Source organism: Corynebacterium sp. Z-1 (assembly GCF_031844665.1).
Classification (GTDB): domain Bacteria; phylum Actinomycetota; class Actinomycetes; order Mycobacteriales; family Mycobacteriaceae; genus Corynebacterium; species Corynebacterium sanguinis.
Genome location: NZ_CP134621.1, coordinates 623,670 through 641,671 on the forward strand (window position 1 = coordinate 623,670; position 18,002 = coordinate 641,671).

17 protein-coding genes, 1 tRNA gene and 1 other RNA gene are annotated in these 18,002 nt (G+C 64.0%); 14 read left to right on the forward strand and 5 right to left on the reverse strand.

What is annotated here, in order from left to right; genetic code table 11:
- Positions 1-20: 20 nt before the first annotated feature.
- Both RIU96_RS03040 and tgt read left to right on the forward strand, forming a co-directional pair.
- Positions 21-2,405, forward strand: coding sequence for an MMPL family transporter (locus tag RIU96_RS03040; protein WP_259813132.1), 2,385 nt, complete (start codon positions 21-23; stop codon positions 2,403-2,405).
- Positions 2,398-3,657 carry a tRNA guanosine(34) transglycosylase Tgt gene (gene tgt, locus RIU96_RS03045; RefSeq protein ID WP_259813130.1) on the forward strand — a complete coding sequence of 420 codons (1,260 nt, stop codon included), beginning with the start codon at positions 2,398-2,400 and terminating at the stop codon, positions 3,655-3,657. The genes RIU96_RS03040 and tgt overlap by 8 nt, the downstream gene beginning before the upstream one ends.
- Here tgt and RIU96_RS03050 read toward each other — a convergent pair.
- Positions 3,602-4,261, reverse strand: a complete 660-nt coding sequence (locus RIU96_RS03050; protein ID WP_259795196.1) for a queuosine precursor transporter — start codon at positions 4,259-4,261, stop codon at positions 3,602-3,604. The genes tgt and RIU96_RS03050 overlap by 56 nt on opposite strands.
- An 18-nt stretch (positions 4,262-4,279) precedes the next feature.
- Here RIU96_RS03050 and gluQRS point away from each other — a divergent pair, with 18 nt between their 5' ends.
- Positions 4,280-5,176: a tRNA glutamyl-Q(34) synthetase GluQRS gene (gene gluQRS, locus RIU96_RS03055; RefSeq protein ID WP_144773777.1), complete on the forward strand. Its 897-nt coding sequence runs from the start codon at positions 4,280-4,282 to the stop codon at positions 5,174-5,176.
- On the opposite strand, the gene RIU96_RS03060 is transcribed toward gluQRS, so the two are convergent.
- The gene (locus tag RIU96_RS03060) at positions 5,173-6,096 is read right to left on the reverse strand and encodes an esterase/lipase family protein (RefSeq protein ID WP_259813127.1); all 924 of its coding nucleotides are present in this window, start codon (positions 6,094-6,096) and stop codon (positions 5,173-5,175) included. The two genes, gluQRS and RIU96_RS03060, sit on opposite strands and share 4 nt — an antisense overlap.
- 123 nt (positions 6,097-6,219) lie before the next feature.
- Here RIU96_RS03060 and RIU96_RS03065 point away from each other — a divergent pair, with 123 nt between their 5' ends.
- Entirely contained in the window at positions 6,220-6,360 is a 141-nt protein-coding gene (locus RIU96_RS03065; RefSeq protein ID WP_259813125.1) for a hypothetical protein, read from the forward strand.
- Between the two features lie 106 nt (positions 6,361-6,466).
- On the forward strand, positions 6,467-7,732 hold the full coding sequence (locus RIU96_RS03070; RefSeq protein WP_259813123.1) for an ATP-binding protein: 1,266 nt from the start codon (positions 6,467-6,469) through the stop codon (positions 7,730-7,732).
- A 49-nt stretch (positions 7,733-7,781) separates the two neighbouring features.
- Here the strand turns inward: RIU96_RS03070 and RIU96_RS03075 are convergent.
- A tRNA-Ser gene (locus tag RIU96_RS03075) sits at positions 7,782-7,870 on the reverse strand.
- Positions 7,871-7,996: 126 nt separating this feature from the next.
- On the opposite strand from RIU96_RS03075, the gene ffs reads away from it, so the two are divergent.
- The 9 genes from ffs to recR all read left to right on the forward strand — a co-directional run bounded on the left by ffs (position 7,997) and on the right by recR (position 16,003).
- An RNA gene (ffs, locus tag RIU96_RS03080) (signal recognition particle sRNA small type) lies at positions 7,997-8,095 on the forward strand.
- Between the two features lie 217 nt (positions 8,096-8,312).
- Positions 8,313-9,584 (forward strand): aspartate aminotransferase type Ic, encoded by a 1,272-nt coding sequence (locus RIU96_RS03085; RefSeq protein WP_144690803.1) that lies wholly within the window; start codon positions 8,313-8,315, stop codon positions 9,582-9,584.
- Entirely contained in the window at positions 9,581-10,111 is a 531-nt protein-coding gene (locus RIU96_RS03090; protein ID WP_311205105.1) for a hypothetical protein, read from the forward strand. The genes RIU96_RS03085 and RIU96_RS03090 overlap by 4 nt, the downstream gene beginning before the upstream one ends.
- A 15-nt stretch (positions 10,112-10,126) precedes the next feature.
- Positions 10,127-11,077, forward strand: coding sequence for an esterase/lipase family protein (locus RIU96_RS03095; RefSeq protein ID WP_259787782.1), 951 nt, complete (start codon positions 10,127-10,129; stop codon positions 11,075-11,077).
- Positions 11,078-11,110: 33 nt separating this feature from the next.
- The gene (locus RIU96_RS03100) at positions 11,111-13,069 is read left to right on the forward strand and encodes a DNA polymerase III subunit gamma and tau (RefSeq protein WP_259807766.1); all 1,959 of its coding nucleotides are present in this window, start codon (positions 11,111-11,113) and stop codon (positions 13,067-13,069) included.
- Between the two features lie 294 nt (positions 13,070-13,363).
- Positions 13,364-13,978, forward strand: a complete 615-nt coding sequence (locus RIU96_RS03105; protein WP_259807767.1) for a fasciclin domain-containing protein — start codon at positions 13,364-13,366, stop codon at positions 13,976-13,978.
- A gap of 155 nt (positions 13,979-14,133) precedes the next feature.
- On the forward strand, positions 14,134-14,697 hold the full coding sequence (idi, locus tag RIU96_RS03110; RefSeq protein WP_186309933.1) for an isopentenyl-diphosphate Delta-isomerase: 564 nt from the start codon (positions 14,134-14,136) through the stop codon (positions 14,695-14,697).
- A 231-nt stretch (positions 14,698-14,928) separates the two neighbouring features.
- On the forward strand, positions 14,929-15,294 hold the full coding sequence (locus RIU96_RS03115) for a YbaB/EbfC family nucleoid-associated protein (RefSeq protein WP_375543098.1): 366 nt from the start codon (positions 14,929-14,931) through the stop codon (positions 15,292-15,294).
- An 82-nt stretch (positions 15,295-15,376) separates the two neighbouring features.
- Positions 15,377-16,003 carry a recombination mediator RecR gene (gene recR / locus RIU96_RS03120; protein ID WP_136651421.1) on the forward strand — a complete coding sequence of 209 codons (627 nt, stop codon included), beginning with the start codon at positions 15,377-15,379 and terminating at the stop codon, positions 16,001-16,003.
- Positions 16,004-16,009: 6 nt separating this feature from the next.
- On the opposite strand, the gene RIU96_RS03125 is transcribed toward recR, so the two are convergent.
- The gene (locus tag RIU96_RS03125; RefSeq protein WP_144690793.1) at positions 16,010-16,738 is read right to left on the reverse strand and encodes a type 1 glutamine amidotransferase; all 729 of its coding nucleotides are present in this window, start codon (positions 16,736-16,738) and stop codon (positions 16,010-16,012) included.
- Complete coding sequence (locus tag RIU96_RS03130) at positions 16,731-18,002, reverse strand: Mur ligase family protein (RefSeq protein ID WP_259813083.1); 1,272 nt, start codon at positions 18,000-18,002, stop codon at positions 16,731-16,733. The genes RIU96_RS03125 and RIU96_RS03130 overlap by 8 nt, the downstream gene beginning before the upstream one ends.

Here is an 18,002-nt window from a genome sequence, read left to right on the forward strand (position 1 = left end):
AATGCGTAAGGACGCTGATAGTGGCGAAGTTTCTCTTTCAAGTGGGGCGCTGGTCGTACCTGCACAAGTGGCAGGTCATCATCGCTTGGCTGCTCATCCTGGCCGGCACCGCCGGGGCCGCGTTCACCCTGTCGAAACCCTTCACTTCAGAGTTCGCGATTTCCGGTACCCCGGCGATTGAGGCTCTGAACACGCTGGACGCGAACTTTCCCGGCACTGGTGATATCGCGAACGCCCCGACGGTCAACCTGGTCTTCGCCGCACCCGAGGGCAAGCGGCTGGACTCGCCGGAGAACATGGAGGCGATCGATGCCACAGTGGGCTACATCGCCGACAACCTCGAGGGCATCACCGCAACGGAGCGGTTCGGAAACCCGGTTGAGGTCAACGAGGAACTGACGCGCACCATCGTGGGGCAGATGACCGAGATGGGGTTGCCCGCCGAGGCCGCGAAGGCCGACGCCTACAACGTGCGCACGTTGTCCGACGACGCAAGAATCGGGTTCACCACCTTCAATTTCGGTGCGGAATCCTCGATGACGGTGACGCAGGAGGAACGCGATGTGGTCAACGCGGCCATGGACATTGGCCGCGACGCCGGCTTGCAGGTGGAGGCCGGCGGGCCAGGTTTCGGCGAACCGATTGAGATCAAGACGACCAGCGAGTTGATCGGATTGGGCGTGGCGTTCATCGTCCTGCTGCTCACTTTTGGATCTTTGGTGGCGGCATCGATGCCCGTGGTTACGGCCGTGATCGGCGTTGGCATTGGCGCGCTTCTCATCCTCGTGGCCACCCGATTTGCCGAACTCAATGAAATCACCCCGGTGCTCGCCGTCATGATCGGCCTGGCGGTGGGGATCGATTACGCGCTATTCATCCTCTCGCGCTACCGGCAGGAGCGAAAACACCTGCCAGCCGCAGACGCCGCGGGTTTGGCCACCGGCACCGCAGGTTCTTCCGTGGTGTTCGCCGGGTTAACCGTGTTTACTGCGCTGATCGCGCTGGCGCTGGCGCAGATTCAATTTCTCACGTGGATGGGTTTGGCCGCTGCGGTCACCGTCGCCATTGCCGTTCTCATCGCCCTCACCCTTATCCCGGCGCTGCTCGGCGCGTGGGGGGACCGGTCCTTCGGCGTCAAGCTCCCAGGTGTGGCGGGCAACCCCGGTCCGGGGAAGCGCCCGGCGAAAGACTTGACCGAGCGCTCCATGGGCCGCAGCTGGGTGTCACTGGTCCAGCGGTTCCCGGCGTTGGTCATGGCCGTCGTCGTCCTCGGCTTGGGTGCTCTGTCAATCCCGGTGCTCAACCTGCAGATGGCCCTGCCTTCTGATACCACTTCAAATCTCGACACCACGCAGCGCAAGTCCGCTGATTTGATCGCCGAGGGGTTCGGGCCGGGAGTCAACGGGCAGTTCCTTGTCGTTGTGGATGCGCACAACGTCAATCCGGACGCCGAGATTCTGCAACCTTTTATGGATGCGATGCCGGATGAGGTGGGCGGGGACGCGGAGAAGGCGGCGCTGGCTTCCTTCTTGTACACCGTCAGCGAGGCGAAGAGCGTCAACGGCATCCGCCACGCCCAGCTTGTCGCGGTTAACGAGGATCTCACCGCAGCGCAGATCGCGGCGACCCCGACGGCCGGTCCGGAGCAGGAGTTCACCCTTGACGTCGCCCACGGCCTGCGCGAAACCAACAACCGAGTCGAAGACGCCACCGGAGTGACTATCGGGTTGACGGGGCTGACCGCGGTGCAGATGGATATTACGGAGGAGTTGGCCAGCGCCATGCCACTCTACCTCGGCATTGTGGTGGGGTTGGCCATTATCCTCCTTATCTTGGTCTTCCGCTCCATCATGGTTCCTCTGGTCGCGGGCCTGGGTTTCTTGTTGTCGGTGGGCGCCGCGTTCGGTGTGACCATCGCGGTATTCCAAATGGGGTTCCTCGATGTGGTCAACACTGCCGCCCCGATTATTTCGTTCATGCCGATCTTCCTCATCGGCGTCACCTTCGGCCTGGCGATGGACTACCAGGTGTTCCTGGTCACCCGCATTCGTGAGCGCTACCTCAAGGAGCGTGACAACGGCCCCGGTGCGGAACTGCGCGCGGTCGAGAGCGCCACGGTGGAGGGTTTTGCGCAGGGCGCTCGCGTGGTCACTGCCGCAGCCGTGATCATGATCGCCGTCTTCGTTGCCTTCGTGGACCAACCTCTGCCATTCATCCAGATTTTCGGGTTCGCGCTGGCGGCGGCGGTGTTCTTCGACGCCTTCTTCATCCGCATGACGCTCGTCCCCGCCACCATGTTCATCCTCGGCCGCGCAACCTGGTGGATGCCGCGGTGGCTGGACCGCATCCTGCCCGAGGTCGACGTCGAGGGCACAGAGCTGGAGAAGGAGTTCGAGCGTGGATGATTTGAGCTTCGAGGTGGGCACTGAGGTGGGCACCGAGTTGGGCACAGCGCGCACCGGTGTGATTCACACACCGCACGGTGACATTGCTACGCCTGCGTTTATCCCGGTGGCCACGAAGGCGACGGTGAAGACGCTGACGCCGGAGCAGATCCGCCAGGTTGGTGCGCAGGCAATTTTGTCCAACGCCTACCACCTCTACCTTCAGCCTGGCCCCGAGATTGTGGACGAAGCAGGGGGAGTGGCCGCGTTTGAGAACTGGCATGGGCCCACCTACACCGACTCGGGCGGGTTCCAGGTGATGAGCCTGGGTGTGGGGTACAAGAAAGTACTGGCGATGGACACCGTCCACCACAACCGCAACGACATCCGCGCGGGTGAGAAGGAACGCCTCGCCAAGGTGGACGAGGACGGCGTGGACTTCAAAAGCTTCATCGACGGCTCCCTGCACCGCTTCACACCGGAAGTGTCCATGCAGATTCAACATCAGTTGGGCGCCGACATTATCTTCGCGTTCGACGAGCTGACCACCCTGGCGGATACCCGGATTTACCAGGAAAAGTCTGTGGAGCGCACCCACCGGTGGGCAAAGCGCTGCCTGGAGGAGCACGACCGGCTGTCCCGTCAGCGCGTGGACAAGCCGCCGCAATCGCTGTGGGGCGTGATTCAAGGCGCGCAGTACGAGGACCTGCGCCGCCAGGCCACGCGCGGGCTTCTGGAACTGGACCGGCAGGCGCGCGGCGAGGGCAAGCGCGGCTTCGGCGGCTTCGGCATTGGCGGCGCGTTGGAAAAGGAGAACCTGGGCACCATCGTTGGCTGGGTCACCGACGAACTTCCCGCCGACAAACCGCGCCACCTGCTGGGCATTTCAGAGCCGGACGACATCTTTGCCGCGGTTGAAGCCGGCGCAGACACCTTCGACTGCGTCGCGCCGACGCGCCTGGGCCGCCGCGGTGGTGTGTACACCCTCGACGGGCGCCTCAATTTGACCGGGGCGCGTTTCAAACGCGACTTTGCGGGCGTCGATGCGGAGTTCGGCGGATACGTTTCCGAGAATTATTCCCGCGCCTACATCCACCACCTGCTCAAGGCGAAGGAGTTCTTGGCCGGCACGCTGTGCACCATGCATAACTTGGAGTTCATGCTGCGCCTGGTGGACAACATTCGCGCGGCGCTCCGGGATGGAACGTACGCTGAATTTAAGCGAGAGTTTCTGGGGCGCTATTACGCTCCACGTTCCGCACCCACGCAATGACTTGGTAGGTCACCGGCACGAGCACCACTTCCATCAGGGTTTTCCAGAGGAAACCGACGACGACGTAGTTGATAAACTGCGCTGGTGTTTCGATGCCGATGACAGCTGCTGCGATGGCGCAGAAAATCAGCGTGTCGAAGAACTGACCGACGATGGTGGAACCGATCAGGCGCGCCCACAGGTGGCTCGGGCCGTAGCGGTCTTTCATCTTCTGCAGCACCCACGCGTTGAGCAGCTGGCCGACAACGTAGCCCGCCAACCCGGCGATGAGGATCCGGGGCAGCGTGCCCAAAATCGAGGCGAAGGTGTCTTGCGCCTCGTAGAAGGGTGCGGGAGGAAGGGTGATGGCGATGCTGAACGACGCCACCGCTAGCAGGGTGACACCAAAACCGATGAAGACGGTGCGACGCGCTGCCTTGAAGCCGTAGACCTCTGCGATGACGTCGCCGATGATGTAGGAGATCGGGAAGAGGAAGAAGGCTCCATCGGTGATCAGGGGCCCGAGCTGCACGCCTTTTTGCGCGGTGATGTTCGAGATGATGAACACCGCGCAAAACACGGCGACAAGGATGGGGTACGGGGAGCGGGTGGCGGGATGATTCACGCGTAATATCTTAAGGCCATGGCAGCCGGACGCTACGCACCGTCCCCGAGCGGGGACCTCCACTTTGGCAACCTGCGCACTGCTGTCTTGGCGTGGCTCTTCGCGCGGCACAGCGGCCGCGCCTTCTACCTGCGTGTCGAGGATATTGACTCGGAGCGGTCTTCCCCGGAGTCCGCCCGCCGCCAAATCGAGGATCTGCAGGCGATCGGTCTCGACTTCGACCCGCCCGTGGTGTACCAATCGCAGCGCACGGCGCTGTACGAGGCTGCTTTGAACAAGTTGCCTGTGTACGAATGCTATTGCACGCGCCGAGACATCCGTGAGGCGGCCGGTGCGCCCCACGCCCAGCCCGGGATGTACCCGGGGACCTGCCGAGACCTGTCGGATGAGCAGCGCGCTTATCGACGCTCCCAGCTGGCGAAGCAGGGACGACTGCCTGCGCTGCGCCTGCGCGCCGGGGTGGTCGAGTGGACGGTGCGGGATTTCTACCGCGGCGAGGTAAAGGGTGTGGTCGATGACGTCGTGCTCAAGCGTGGAGGCAACGTCCACCAGGCGCAGGCGGGCGACTGGGCTTACAACCTCGCGGTCGTTGTCGACGATGGCGCGCAGGGCGTGGATCAGATTGTGCGTGGCGACGACCTGCTCGAATCAGCGCCGGCGCAGGCGTACCTGGCGCACCTGCTGGGGTACCCCGAGGCAGAATATGTCCACGTGCCGCTCGTGGTGAACTCCGCCGGTGCGCGGCTGGCCAAGCGCGACGGGGCCGTGACACTGCGGGAGATGGGATCTGCGGATGAGGTCGTTCGCGCAATCGCTGGCTCGTTGGGGTGCGGCAGCGCGCGAAGCCTCGCGCAGCTGCGCGAGGTGTTCGACCCCCCTGAGCTATCCCGAAACCCCTGGGTCTGGGCGCATTAGCTCCAGGCGCAGTCCGCCACGGTAGGCGATGTATTTGCCTGGTCGCGGGTAAGCCCCCACATTGCCAGAGCCATCATCCGGGGGTTCGACGGCATCTCCTGATGGGTGATAGCCACCGCCGGCGAGCACACGGTTTCGGCGTTGATGTTGACCACGTTCGCGCCTGGTACGGCTGCGAATTGGGAGGCCGAGTTTGGAGTGACTGTGGTGTCGCTTGGCGAGTACATCGAGGTGTAGGTGATTCCAGGGGTTGTGTCCGGGTAGGAATTCGCCGCGTTCATCGTTGCGGAGCCAATGAGCTGCTGAATCGCCGCGGTGCTGGCGAAGAAGGCGGACAGACGGGGCAAGGCGCGGGTGAGTGTAGCGAGTATCTCGCCGAACCCATTGAGGGTGGTGCCGTGCAGGCTCGCACCCATTGTCACCACGCGGTCGACCTTGTCCGCGTTGCCATACCGGGAGATATAGTTCTTCGCGTGCAATGCGCCTTGGGAGTGTGCAACGATGTCGACCTTTTCTGCGCCGGTTCGTGCGAGCACGCTGTCAATGAACGCCGCGACCTCCTCGGAGCTGGACTCGAGGTCTGCCGTGCCGTAGAGCGAGGGGACGATCGCCTGGGCGGTGAGCAGTTCCTTGCCGTAGTTAGTGCCGTACGTACAGAAGCCTTCTTCGCTGAGGCGATGCGCGAACTTGTCGAATTCCCACATATTGGCTGAGGTGCCATGGAGGATCACGACGGGGTAGGGGTGTTCCGCCGAGGGCACGCACGAGGGATCATTGATGACGCTTCCGCTTGTCGAGCTCGACAAAGCCGAACCGAGAGGAGCCGAGCTCGGTGTGGCGGCGGCGACTGTGCTGCTCGCGAGCAGGGCGGATGCGGCAACGGTTGTCGCGAGTGCGGGGCGGGGGCGCGAAATCATCATGGTTGACGATCGTAAGGGCGAATAAAATGCGCGGGTAGTGAAAATGTGAAAGTCAGTACAAAAGTAGACCTCTTGCGGGGGTCTGGTCGACTGGTGTGCGAAGAGCAGTGTTGGAATCTGGCCATGCACAACGCTTCAGTCGCCAGCGTGAGCGTGACGGTTGAGATTCACGCCGACCTGCCGGCAGGCTTTCCCGATTCCACGATCCGGGTGATCAAGGAAAACGCGGCGCAGCTCGGGTTTAAGTTCTCGGAGTTTAGCTGAGGCTTGTAGCCTTTCGGTGCCCGATGTCAGGTTTGCAAGAATCGACCTAGAAAGTCTGCATACCTCGACCTAGAAAGTCTGCAAAAATCCGAATAGGCTGTTGGGCGTGGATACGGGAGTAGTTCTCGGGCGGGAGTACCGTCCGCGGTTCGTCGATAAGCAGGTGGAGGAAGCACTCGCCGCACACGGAGCCGTCGTGCTTGAAGGGCCGCGCGGTTGTGGGAAGACAATGACCGGTGTCGCGCATGCGGCCTCGGCTGTGTTTATGGACGATCCTGTGACGGTCACGCTTGCCGATATTGACGCCGACTACCCGTTGATAGGGGAAAGGCCGCGCTTGATTGATGAATGGCAGCTGAGGCCCGAAGTATGGAATCAGGTGCGCCGACAGGTGGACCGAGCGGAGGGCTTCGGCAACTACATCCTCACAGGCTCTGCCATTCCGAGCGATGACATTACGCGGCACAGCGGTGCCGCTCGTTTTCTTCGCATTCGGCAGCGCACCCTCACGTGGGCGGAGAAGGGGAAATCGCAGCCGCACGTCGCGCTCAATGAGCTCTTTAGCGGGGCAGATGTTCCGACCGATCCAACCCAGTTCAGCCTTGATGACAACCTCGAGGCACTCTTAACCTCCGGGTTTCCCGCTCACATTTCGCTTTCGCCCGAACAATCGCGAGGTCCACTTCGTGCTTACCTTTCTGAGACGGCGCGCACGGACGTCTACCGTCTCCACGACTTCCGGCACGATCCGATTGTCCTCGACCAGCTCCTGGCATCCCTCGCGCGTGTGACCGCCTCAGAGGTAACCCAGGCCACCATTCGCAAGGACCTCAAGTCGGTGGCGCCCTCGATAAGTGTTGAGTCGGTCGCGATGCTCGTCGATACCTTAGAAAGGATATTTGTCATCGAATCGGTCCCTGCGTGGGCCCCCCGGTTGCGCTCAAAGGCGCGACTGAGGACCAGTAGGAAATACCACCTCGCCGACGCATCCCTGGCTGCAGCCGCTCTAGGAGCGACGGCGGAGAGCCTGCGCCGCGATCCTGAAACGCTTGGCTTTTTGTTCGAGTCGGCCGTGGTTCACGACCTTTCGGTCATGGCGGAAGCCCTCGGGGGTCGCGTGTACCACTACCGCGACTCTAACGGGTATGAGATTGATGCTGTCATCGTGCTTGATGACGCCCGCTGGGGTGCCGTCGAAGTCAAGCTTGGCTACGGCCAGGTCGATGAGGGGGTCCGCCGCCTGCGAAAGGCACTCGACCAAATCGATGCCGGCACGCCCCCATCCTTCGCAACCGTTATCACCGCGACTGGGATGAGCTACACCACCGAAGACAGAATCTGCACGTTTCCCTTCCTCGCCCTGGGGCTCTAGGGTGCCGCCTGGCGACAAGAAACCCCCGGCAAGCGCCGGGGGTTGACATTGGCGGAGGATGTGGGATTTGAACCCACGAGGGTATTGCTACCCGCACGCGTTCCAGGCGTGTGACATAGGCCGCTAGTCGAATCCTCCATTAAGCGACGCGCGAAGCGTCGGGGAATTACTTTAGCCGATTGGCATGTCGGGGCCAAAACAGCAGCTTACAGTGAAGGTACGTGGGGCTTTTGAGGTTGGCGACGTCAACGGCTAGAGTGTGGCCCTAGGATCCCACGCGGTGCTTATCTTGTGAACTCCCCCAGGGCGGGAACGCAGCAAGGGTCAGCGAGCTCTGGCAGGTGCGTGGGGTCCCCTTTTTTGTGTCTAGGGGAAGACCTCAGCGTGTTACGGGTGTCACGGCAGTTACGAAAACTCGCTGAGGTCTTCCCCTGACTGTTTGGAGATGTCACGGTGAAGCGTTTGTCGACTGTGGCCACCTGCAACAATGCGGCGGCGCGGGCTTCGACTGTGACATCCCGCGCCACGGACAAACACGTATCATGGCGGCATACTGACAACTGACGGAAGTGATGCACCCATGTCCCTGCTTGACCTAGACAAGACCGAGCTCGACCAGTTCGCCGCCGATGTCCGTGCCCGCTACGAGGAGCTCAAAGCCAAGGACTTGAGGCTCGATCTGACCCGCGGCAAGCCATCCGCGGAGCAACTCGACTTCTCCAACGATCTCCTCGCGCTGCCGGGGGAGGGTGATTACACCGACAACACCGGCGCTGATGTGCGCAACTACGGCAACCTCGCCGGCATCGCGGACATTCGCGAGATCTGGGCAGAGGTCCTCGGCATCGACCACGCCAACGTGCTCGCGGGTGATTCATCCTCGCTCAACATCATGTTCGACCTCATCTCCTTTTCCTATGCTTTCGGCAACAACGACTCGCAGCGCCCGTGGAAGGACGAGGCCAACGTGAAGTGGATCTGCCCGGTGCCAGGCTACGACCGCCACTTCACCATCACCGAGCAGTTCGGCTTCGAGATGGTCCAGGTGCCCATGTTGGAGGACGGCCCGGACATAACCGCGATCGAGGAGCTGGTGAAAGATCCTTGTGTTAAGGGAATGTGGTCGGTCCCCATCTTCGGCAACCCCACTGGCATTACCTACTCCCGCGATATCGTCGAGCGACTCGCCGCGATGGAAACAGCCGCCCCGGACTTCCGCATCGTGTGGGACAACGCCTACGCGGTGCACACGTTGACGGATGAGTTCCCGGACAACCCGGACGTTATTTCCATTGCCGCGGAAAAGGGAAACCCCAACCGGTTCTGGTACATGAGCTCGACGTCCAAGATCACCTTCGCGGGTGCCGGGGTGTCCTTCTTCGCGTCGTCGAAGGAGAACCTGAACTGGTACTCCCAGATCGCAGGGACCCGCGGGATCGGCCCGAACAAGGTCAACCAGCTCGCGCACTCGCGCTACTTCGGTGACGCCGAGGGCGTGCGCGCACTGATGCGCAAGCACGCCGGCTCCCTGGCGCCGAAGTTCGCGACGGTGCTGGAGGTTCTCGACGAGCGCCTCGGCGAGTACGACGTCGCGCGGTGGACAAAGCCTGAGGGCGGTTACTTCATCTCCCTTGACGTCATCGACGGCACCGCCGATCGGGTGTGGGAGCTGGCGAAGCAGGCGGGCATCACCTTGACCAAGGCAGGTGCCTCTTTCCCGCACGGCAAGGACCCGCGTAACCGCAACATCCGCCTCGCGCCCTCGCTGCCTCCGCTCGAGGAGGTCCGGGAGGCGATGGACGGTGTGGCCACCTGCGTGCTGCTCGCGGCCGTCGAGAAGCTCGGCGCGTGACGGGCGACGAGGCAGCCGCCTGGATTGCGACGTTTCTGCCGGGCATGAGCTTGTCGCTTGCCGACGCCCGCCCTGTCGCCCTGGGCATCATCGACGGCCTCCCCACGGCTGTGACCGCCGGGTTTTCCACCGTGGACACCGGTCTTGTGATGCAGGATGACCAGGCCACGTCCGTGCGCTGCGAGCTGATCTGCCGTGCCGACGCGCAGCCGCACGCGGTAGCTGGTGCCGTGGTGGCCGCGACCCGAATGCTGGAAACGCTCGGCGTCCCCGCGCAGCCCGGTGTGCTGTTGGACGACCTGCACCCGCAGCGCGCGCTGCAGCACGGATACCTGCGGGAACCCGAGATTTTCTCCCGGGGCACCCCGCTTTACAATGAGCCGGGTGTTATGACGCTGCTGCTCGAGTTGATCCTGCTCAGCGACGAGGAGCTCGCGATTCTGCGCGAGCGCGGTTACTCGGCTCTTCAGACGCGCCTGCGCCGCCGCGGCGCGAGCGTTGGGGAGTGGGGCCGCGAGGTGGATTAAGAAGGAAGTGGGCAGATGAGTTTTCGCGCGCGGGTCAGCACCGCCGTTTGTGTGGTGCTTGCGTTGCTGTTCGGCTCCGCACCGGTGCAGGCGGCGTCGTCGCAGGATGCGCTGCCGCAGTTCGACGGCCACGCGGGTGCGGTCCAGCGCCAGGGCAGCACCATGATGGCACCGGAGGGGACCAACGACCCGCGGTGCACAGCCGACGAGATCGTCGTGCTCGTGCACGGCACCGACGCGACCTTCTACGCGGACTACGCGCTCATTGGCGAAACGCTCGCCAGGGCCGGGTGGTGCGTTTACGGAATCGACTACGGTTACGGCGAAAACTCATACGGGTGGGCCCCGCTTGTCGACTCTGCCGCGCAGATCGACAGGTTGGTGAGCAGCGCGATGGCCACCTCGGGTGCGACGCGCGTGCACATGGTGGGGTATTCCCAGGGCGCAACCGTGACACGGTACTGGGTCAACGAGATGTCTCACGGCAGGGCCGCATCCTGGTTCGGGCTCGGCTCGCCCACCAATGGTGTGAACCTGCCCGGGATTGACCAGCAGCTGCACACGAGTTCGGCGCAGCAATCCGTCATCGCCCCGGCCTTGGTCGACCACGTGGGCGGCAGTGAGTTCATGCGCTCGCTGGCGCAGACGCCAACGATCGAGGGCGTGCGCTACGCTTCCTTCGGAAGCCGATTTGACGGTGTGCTGCTTGCCATTGACCAGCGATTGCCCGGGGCGACGAACATCGTGTTGCAAGACGTCTGCCCGGCAGATCTTTCCGGGCATTTCTTCCTCCCGTACAACCCCACCGTTATCGAGGCGATTGTGCAGTGGCTTCGCGACGGCGAGATCGGGAAGTTGCCGTGCCAGCCCAGGGCTCTCGGCCACGGCGTGGCGGACCTGGCCATCGTAAGCAACTTCGGCAATAAGCAGCTCCCGCCGCCGGTGGTCTACCCGCCGTCGCCCTGATAGCTGTCACCCCACTCGGCTAAGCTGACTGCCGTGGCTTTGTACCGGAAATACCGTCCCGCGTCATTCGGCGAGGTGATCGGCCAGGAACAGGTGACCAGGCCGCTGTCAACGGCGCTGGACAACGGGCGGATCAACCATGCGTACCTGTTTTCCGGGCCGAGGGGCTGCGGCAAGACGTCGTCGGCACGTATTTTGGCGCGCTCGCTCAACTGTGTCGAGGGCCCGACGTCGACGCCGTGCGGCAAGTGCCCTTCGTGCGTGTCGCTGGCGCCGGGCGGGCCGGGCAACCTGGACGTGATGGAACTTGACGCCGCGTCGAACGGTAGCGTCGATGACATGCGCGAGCTGCGTGAGCGCGCACTGTTCGCCCCAGCCGAGTTCCGCTACCGTGTCTTCATCATCGACGAGGCGCACATGATCTCCACGCAGGGCAACAACGCCCTGCTCAAGGTGGTCGAAGAGCCGCCGGAGCACCTCATCTTCGTCTTCGCCACCACCGAGCCGGAGAAAATGCTGGGCACGATCCGCTCGCGCACCCACAACTACCCGTTCCGCCTGCTCACCCCGCAGGCAATGCGCCAGCTGCTGGAAAACGTGGTGCGCGAGGAAGGTGTGGCGGTCGAGGATGCCGTGTATCCGCTGGTCATCCAGGTCGGCGGGGGTTCGCCGCGCGATACCCTGTCCATTTTGGACCAGCTGCTCGCCGGCTCCGGGCCCGAGGGCCTGACGTACGATCTCGCGATCCCGCTGCTGGGGGTCACGGAGCTTTCGCTTATCGACGCCACCGTTGACGCCCTGGCATCCCGCGACGCGGCCGCGATGTTCGCCACGATCGACGACGTCATCGAGGCCGGCCACGAGCCGCGCCGCTTCGCTTCCGACTTGCTCGATCGCCTGCGCGACCTGATGATTATCCGCACCGTGCCCGACGCCTTTGGCCAGGGTCTAGTCAACGCGCCGACGGAGCGGGAGGCGGTGCTGCGCGGGCAGGCGGAGCGCTTCTCCGGAAACGAGCTGGCTACCCTGGCCTCCGAGGTCAACGAGCGGATGGTGTCGCTGCGCGGGGCGACCAGTCCGCGCCTGCTGCTCGAGGTGATGATGGCGCACCTGATCACCACCCCCGAGGTCTCCGCGCCCGCGCAGTTGCCGGGTCCGGACCTGCCGACCCAGCCCGTGCAGCCGGCGCCGGTGACCAAGCAAGCCTCGGGAGCGGCCGCGGCTGCGGCAGCGGCAGCCGCCGCCGGCGAGAAGCGCGCCCCGCGCACCACGTCTACCCCGGGGCCGCAGAAGCCGCCCCCGCCGCAGAAAACGGAGAAGCCGGACAAACCCGAGCCCGCTGTTGCTGCCGCTGCTGACGAGGGCGACCTCTTTGACAAGGTCCGCGCCGATTTCACGCGCATGCGCCAGGCCGTGGGCGCGCGCAACAAGGTCGCCGAGATCATGCTCGCCGAGGCCAAACCCCTCGGCATGGAGGACGACACCCTCGTTGTCGGCCACAACACCGGCGCGCTCGCCGAGCGTATCAACGCAGAGTCCAACAACACCGACATTGCCGCTGTGTTCTCCGAGCACCTGGGCACGCCGATTAAGGTGCGCTGCGTCGTGGGCACCGACCCCAGCAAGGCGGGGTTTACACCGTCGGACGCCCCAGCCGCGCAGGTGTGGAACCCGAACGCGAAAAAGGCCCCGCGCGAGCCGGAGCCTGAGGAGCCTGCACCGGCGGGCGTCGATAAGCAGGATTGGCGCGCCGCGGCCGAGGTAGCGATGCGGGCCCAGCGCGGGCGCTCCGAGGTTCCGCTGCCGCCGGAGCCGGACGACGAGGAACCGCCCTACGAGGAACCCGCGCCGCAGCCTGCCTACAGCCGTGAGGATGAGGAGCGCGACATGGCGGAGCAGGCGCGCAAGGAGGAGGGGACGCGGGATCGTCGCGACGCAACGGCGGTAGCGATGGATCTTCTCGCCACCGAGCTCGGAGCGCGCCCGCTGTAGGGCGGGTAGATCTGCCGCCCGGACAGTTTTTCTGAGCTTGAAGGCCGCTTATGCCCGAGTTAAGCGTCGGGCAGTGGCTTTTGACGGCGCCCGTGGGCACCTTGAGACCGCGGGTCACGGTCGGTAGTCATGCGACTTCCTGGAAGTTAACTAGCGGTAAAATATTCCTAAACAGTAAATTGAGTATCAGATTACTCGCAGTTTGATATAACGCCGATCTTATTGTTGACAAGGCCATAAGCGCCATTAGGATTACTAGTGTACATTGACCTCCTAATAGGAAAAGGCTTAAGAATGAAGCGCATTCTCGCAGTATCCGGGGCTATCAGTCTCGCCCTCCTCACCGCGGCGTGTGCCGAGGGCGACACCACTACCGAGGCAACCTCGTCGTCCATGGCATCGTCTGAAGCCAACACCTCAATGGCCAACACGTCAATGGAAGAGACGACCGCGGAGGCCACGTCCGCAGAGGCTGCTGCAAACGGTGACATCGTTGACACCGCAGTAGGTGCAGGATCGTTCAACACCTTAGTGTCCGCCGTCCAAGCGGCGGGCCTGGAAGATACCTTGAGGGGCGAGGGTCCGTTCACGGTTTTCGCGCCGACCGATGAAGCGTTCGACGCATTGCCGGAGGGCACCCTCAATGAGCTTCTTGCCGATCCGGAGGGTGACCTCGCGGAAATCTTGAAGTACCACGTCGTCTCCGGTGAGGTTCCCGCAGCCGACATTGCGATGATGGACGGACAGACCATCGAAACAGTTCAGGGTGGCACTCTCACCGTGGAAGTTGACGGTGACAAGGTTGCACTGGTCGACGCCGCTGGAAACCGCGTCAACGTCGTCACCACGGATGTCGAGGCGGATAACGGTGTCATCCACGTCATCGACGGTGTCCTAAGCCCGATGTAGAAGCCAAACGGGTGGGAAAGTAGATCCGCCTGGTTAGGCAAAAAGGGGGCTCTCGCATGTTTGGCGACAGCCCCCTTTCTCAAGCTCGGCCATACCGCGGCCCGACGGTGTTAAAAACCCCGAGCGCCTGCGGGGCAAAAGAATGGAACGTGAACATGGTTAACGACGTCGAGATGGTAGTTCTAGCAGACAGAAATGGAAGACCTGCTGGCTCAGCGCCAAAAGCGTCGATTCACACGTCCAACACGCCGCTTCATTTCGCTTTCTCCTGTTTTCTTCTCGACGAGCGCGGGAAACTGCTCGTGACTCGCCGCGCCCTGAGCAAGAAGACGTGGCCGGGCGTGTGGACCAACAGCTTTTGTGGCCATCCTGCGCCGGGAGAAACCACTTTTGAGGCGGTCGAACGCCGAAACTGCCAAGAGCTGGGATGCGAGCCAGGGTCACTTCACGGGATATCGGCCATCCTCCCGGATTTTAGCTACCGGGCTGTTGATTCAAGCGGAATCGTTGAGAATGAAATCTGCCCCGTCTTCGTGGCCCACTTGAAACCAGGCGCGGCGCTGGACCCTCACCCACACGAAGTTGACTCTCATGTGTGGATTGATCCGGAAGCCCTGATCGCGGCGGTGAACGCCACGCCGTTCGCGTTCAGCCCCTGGCTCGTGGAAGAACTTGCGGATACACGTCTGCAGGAAGCTATCCTCCAGAAACGCGCGTGACGCTCCCCATTCTTACCGGCTCACGCGGCAAAAGGCGTTGAGCGGGCGTCGCTCACCACGGCGCTCTCAAAATCCGCATAAGACTAGCGAGACAACGGACCGGGTTAGTCACGGCCCATTGTCGTTGCGGTTTCCCAGTGGTTTCACGATGGCGCCAGAGGTGGGCGAGAAGTAGACTGACTGACATACCAACTAACTGTGACCCGACTTCGTAAGAAGGTGCATCCTGCCGTGACCCAACCAAACCAGCCGAGCATGCCGAACGACATGCAGGAACTCATCCGCCAGGCCGCCGAGATGCAGGCTCACCTGCAGCGCGCGCAGCAGGAATTACTCAGCACCACCGTTGAAGGCACCGCGGGCGGCGGGCTGGTCACCGTCACCATGACCGGCGGCGCTGAAATCACCGACCTGTCGATTAAGCCCGAGGTTGTGGATCCGGAGGACGTCGAGACGCTGCAGGACCTCATCCTCGCCGCCTACCGCGACGCGCACACCAAGGCCGGCCGCCTCGCCGAGGATAAGATCGGCCCGCTGGCCAACCCGGGTGGCGCCCAGCAGGGCCCCGGCGAGATCCCGTTCGGCGGCCTTATCTAAGCTGAAGCGAACACGGTTTTTACATTAAGGCGCCTGGCATGACTGCCGGGCGCTTTTTGGAGCGTTGAAGGAAGGTGCGCTGATGTTTGAAGGCCCGCTGCAGGACCTTATCGACGAGCTGTCCCGCCTGCCGGGCGTCGGCCCGAAAAGTGCCCAGCGCATCGCGTTCTACCTGCTCAAGCAGGACCCGGACGACGTCGATCGCCTCGTCGGCGCGCTTAACGCTGTGCGCGACGGGGTGACCTTTTGCCGCATCTGCTCTAACGTCTCGCGCGAGGAGGTCTGCCGCATCTGCGCGGACTCGTCGCGCGACGCGGGCCTGGTGTGCGTGGTCGAGGACGCAAAAGACATCCAGGTCATCGAGCGCACCGGCGAGTTCCGCGGGCGCTACCACGTGCTCGGCGGCGCGCTCGACCCGCTGGCCAATGTCGGGCCGAAGGACCTGTCCATCGCCGCACTTCTGCAGCGCATCGGCGCGGTGCTGCCGGATGTCGAGGGCGCGGAGGCGCCCAACGTGCACGAGGTCATCATCGCCACCGATCCGGACACCGAGGGCGAAGCCACCGCCTCCTACTTGGCGCGCCTACTCAAGGACTTCCCGGACCTGGTGGTGTCCCGGCTGGCGTCGGGCATGCCGCTCGGCGGCGACTTGGAATTCGTCGACGAGCTGACGCTCTCGCGCGCTCTGACCGGCCGGCTGACGCTGTAGGAAAACCTAGCGCAGCCGCTCGAGGCGCAGCCGGTCGATCTCGGCGAGCTCCAACGGCTCCAAATCGCTCATCGGGATCCCGAGCGCGTAGGCCAACAGCAGGTCCGCCAGCTGCGGATTGCGCGCCAGCGCCGGGCCGTGCATGTAGGTCGCGATCACGCTGCCCTGCACAACGCCCTCGACGCTTGTTTCTTCGGCATTGCCCACGCCGCGCTTGACGCTACCTAGGGGCTCGGCGTCGTCGCCAAGCACCGTGCCACCCATGTGGTTTTCAAACCCGGTCAGCGTCTCCGTCAGCCCCGCGGTGATTCCAGCGCGGGAGGGGGCCGACGCGACCTCTCCGATGGCGCGGGTGCGCATGGAGGAGGTGGTGACGTCGATAAGCCCGAGGCCATCGACGGTGTCTCCGTGGGCGCTGAAGGTGCGGCCGAGGACCTGCATGCCGGCGCAGACCGCGAAGATCGGGCGGCCGTCGGCCGCGGCGGACTGCAGCCCCGGGGAGGCGGCGAGCCGCGCGGCGGCGATGACCTGGGCGGAATCCTCGCCGCCGCCGATGGTGTAGATGTCGCAGTCGTCGGGGATGGCGTCGTCAAGCCCGATCCGCTCGACCTCAGCGCTCATCCCGCGCATCCGCGCGCGCTGGCGCAGCACCAGCGCGTTGCCGTCATCGCCGTAGGTGCCCAACACGTCCGGCAGGACAAGCCCAATGCGCACGCTTCTCGACGCTCTAACCACGGTAATCCTCCTGCTTAGCCAGGTCCTTCTTCAGGTCGCGAAACGCGGTGTAGTTAGCCAGGACCTCTACTCGCCCCGGGGGGCAGGCGCGGATCGCGTCAATGGGGTCGTGGATCAGCGAATGCTCTATGCCTGCGTACAACAAACGCACCGCAAGATCCGTGCCGCGCTCGCCGGCGGCGACCACCTTGAGCCCCTCGAAGTCCTCGAACTTGACGTCCCACAGCCAGGACAGGTCCTCGCCGTCGGCGACCTGGCCGTTGGTGGCGATCACCAGCCCGTCGGCGCTGCGGTCGACCATGCTTAAGGCCTCCTGCCACCCGGCGGGGTTTTTCGCCAGCAGCAGGTGCACCTCCCGCTCGCCCAGGTGGACGCTGGAGTAGCGGCCCGCGACGTTGTCGACGGCCTCGGTGGCGCGGACCGCCTTCTCAAACGGCACGCCGAAGGCCTCGACGGCAGCGGCGATGGCCTGGGCGGCGTTGCCCAGGTTCGCGCGCCCAGGGATGCTCAACTTCAGCTCGGTTGTGCCGTGGGGGGTGTGCAGCGTGGTGCCCTCGAGCCAGTAGGTGGGGGAGGGACGGCGGAACTCGCGGCCGTCGGCAAGCTTTTCCACGCCGTACCAGTCGCCGTCGGCCTGCACGACGTGGCCGCCGGAGCGCGGGTTGGTCACCGAATCGCCCAGCCAACCGGCCCCGGCAGCAACCCACACCACGTTGGGGTGATCGTACGCCACGGACGTCATCAGGACGTCGTCGCAGTTCGCGATCACCGTCATGTCCGGGTGCTCGTTGACGGCACCGCGCAGTGTGCGCTCGATCTTGTTGATCTCGCCGACGCGGTCGAGCTGGTCGCGCGAGAGGTTGAGCAGCACCAGTGCCTTCGGATCGAGGCGCTCGGCGACCTTCGGCACGTGCAGCTCGTCGACCTCCAGCGCGATGTGGGAAGCGCGGCGGCCCGCCATGAGCGCCGAGATGATGCCGGCGTCCATGTTGTCGCCGCCGTCGTTCGTGGCCACCGTGTGGCTCACCGCGAGTGCGCCGGCGAGCATGCGCGTGGTGGTGGACTTGCCGTTGGTGCCCGTGACCAGCACCGCGGGGCGCCCGCCGGACAGGGACTGCATGATCGAGGGGTCAATCGCACCCGCGACGAGCCCGCCGATCATGCCGCCAGCACCGCGGCCGGTCGCTCTCGAGGCGGTGGTGGCCAGCGACGCCGCCGTGACCGCAGCACGCGAACGCAGCCGGGAAAGTGGACCTCTTTTCAT

Bases quoted from the DNA above. Each gene is read 5' to 3' on its own strand.
- gluQRS (WP_144773777.1), top strand. From the start codon at position 4,280: ATGGCAGCCGGACGCTACGCACCGTCCCCGAGCGGGGACCTCCACTTT.
- RIU96_RS03060 (WP_259813127.1), bottom strand. From the start codon at position 6,096: ATGATGATTTCGCGCCCCCGCCCCGCACTCGCGACAACCGTTGCCGCA.
- RIU96_RS03065 (WP_259813125.1), top strand. From the start codon at position 6,220: ATGCACAACGCTTCAGTCGCCAGCGTGAGCGTGACGGTTGAGATTCAC.
- RIU96_RS03085 (WP_144690803.1), top strand. From the start codon at position 8,313: ATGTCCCTGCTTGACCTAGACAAGACCGAGCTCGACCAGTTCGCCGCC.
- RIU96_RS03095 (WP_259787782.1), top strand. From the start codon at position 10,127: ATGAGTTTTCGCGCGCGGGTCAGCACCGCCGTTTGTGTGGTGCTTGCG.
- RIU96_RS03105 (WP_259807767.1), top strand. From the start codon at position 13,364: ATGAAGCGCATTCTCGCAGTATCCGGGGCTATCAGTCTCGCCCTCCTC.
- idi (WP_186309933.1), top strand. From the start codon at position 14,134: ATGGTTAACGACGTCGAGATGGTAGTTCTAGCAGACAGAAATGGAAGA.
- recR (WP_136651421.1), top strand. From the start codon at position 15,377: ATGTTTGAAGGCCCGCTGCAGGACCTTATCGACGAGCTGTCCCGCCTG.
- RIU96_RS03130 (WP_259813083.1), bottom strand. From the start codon at position 18,002: ATGAAAAGAGGTCCACTTTCCCGGCTGCGTTCGCGTGCTGCGGTCACG.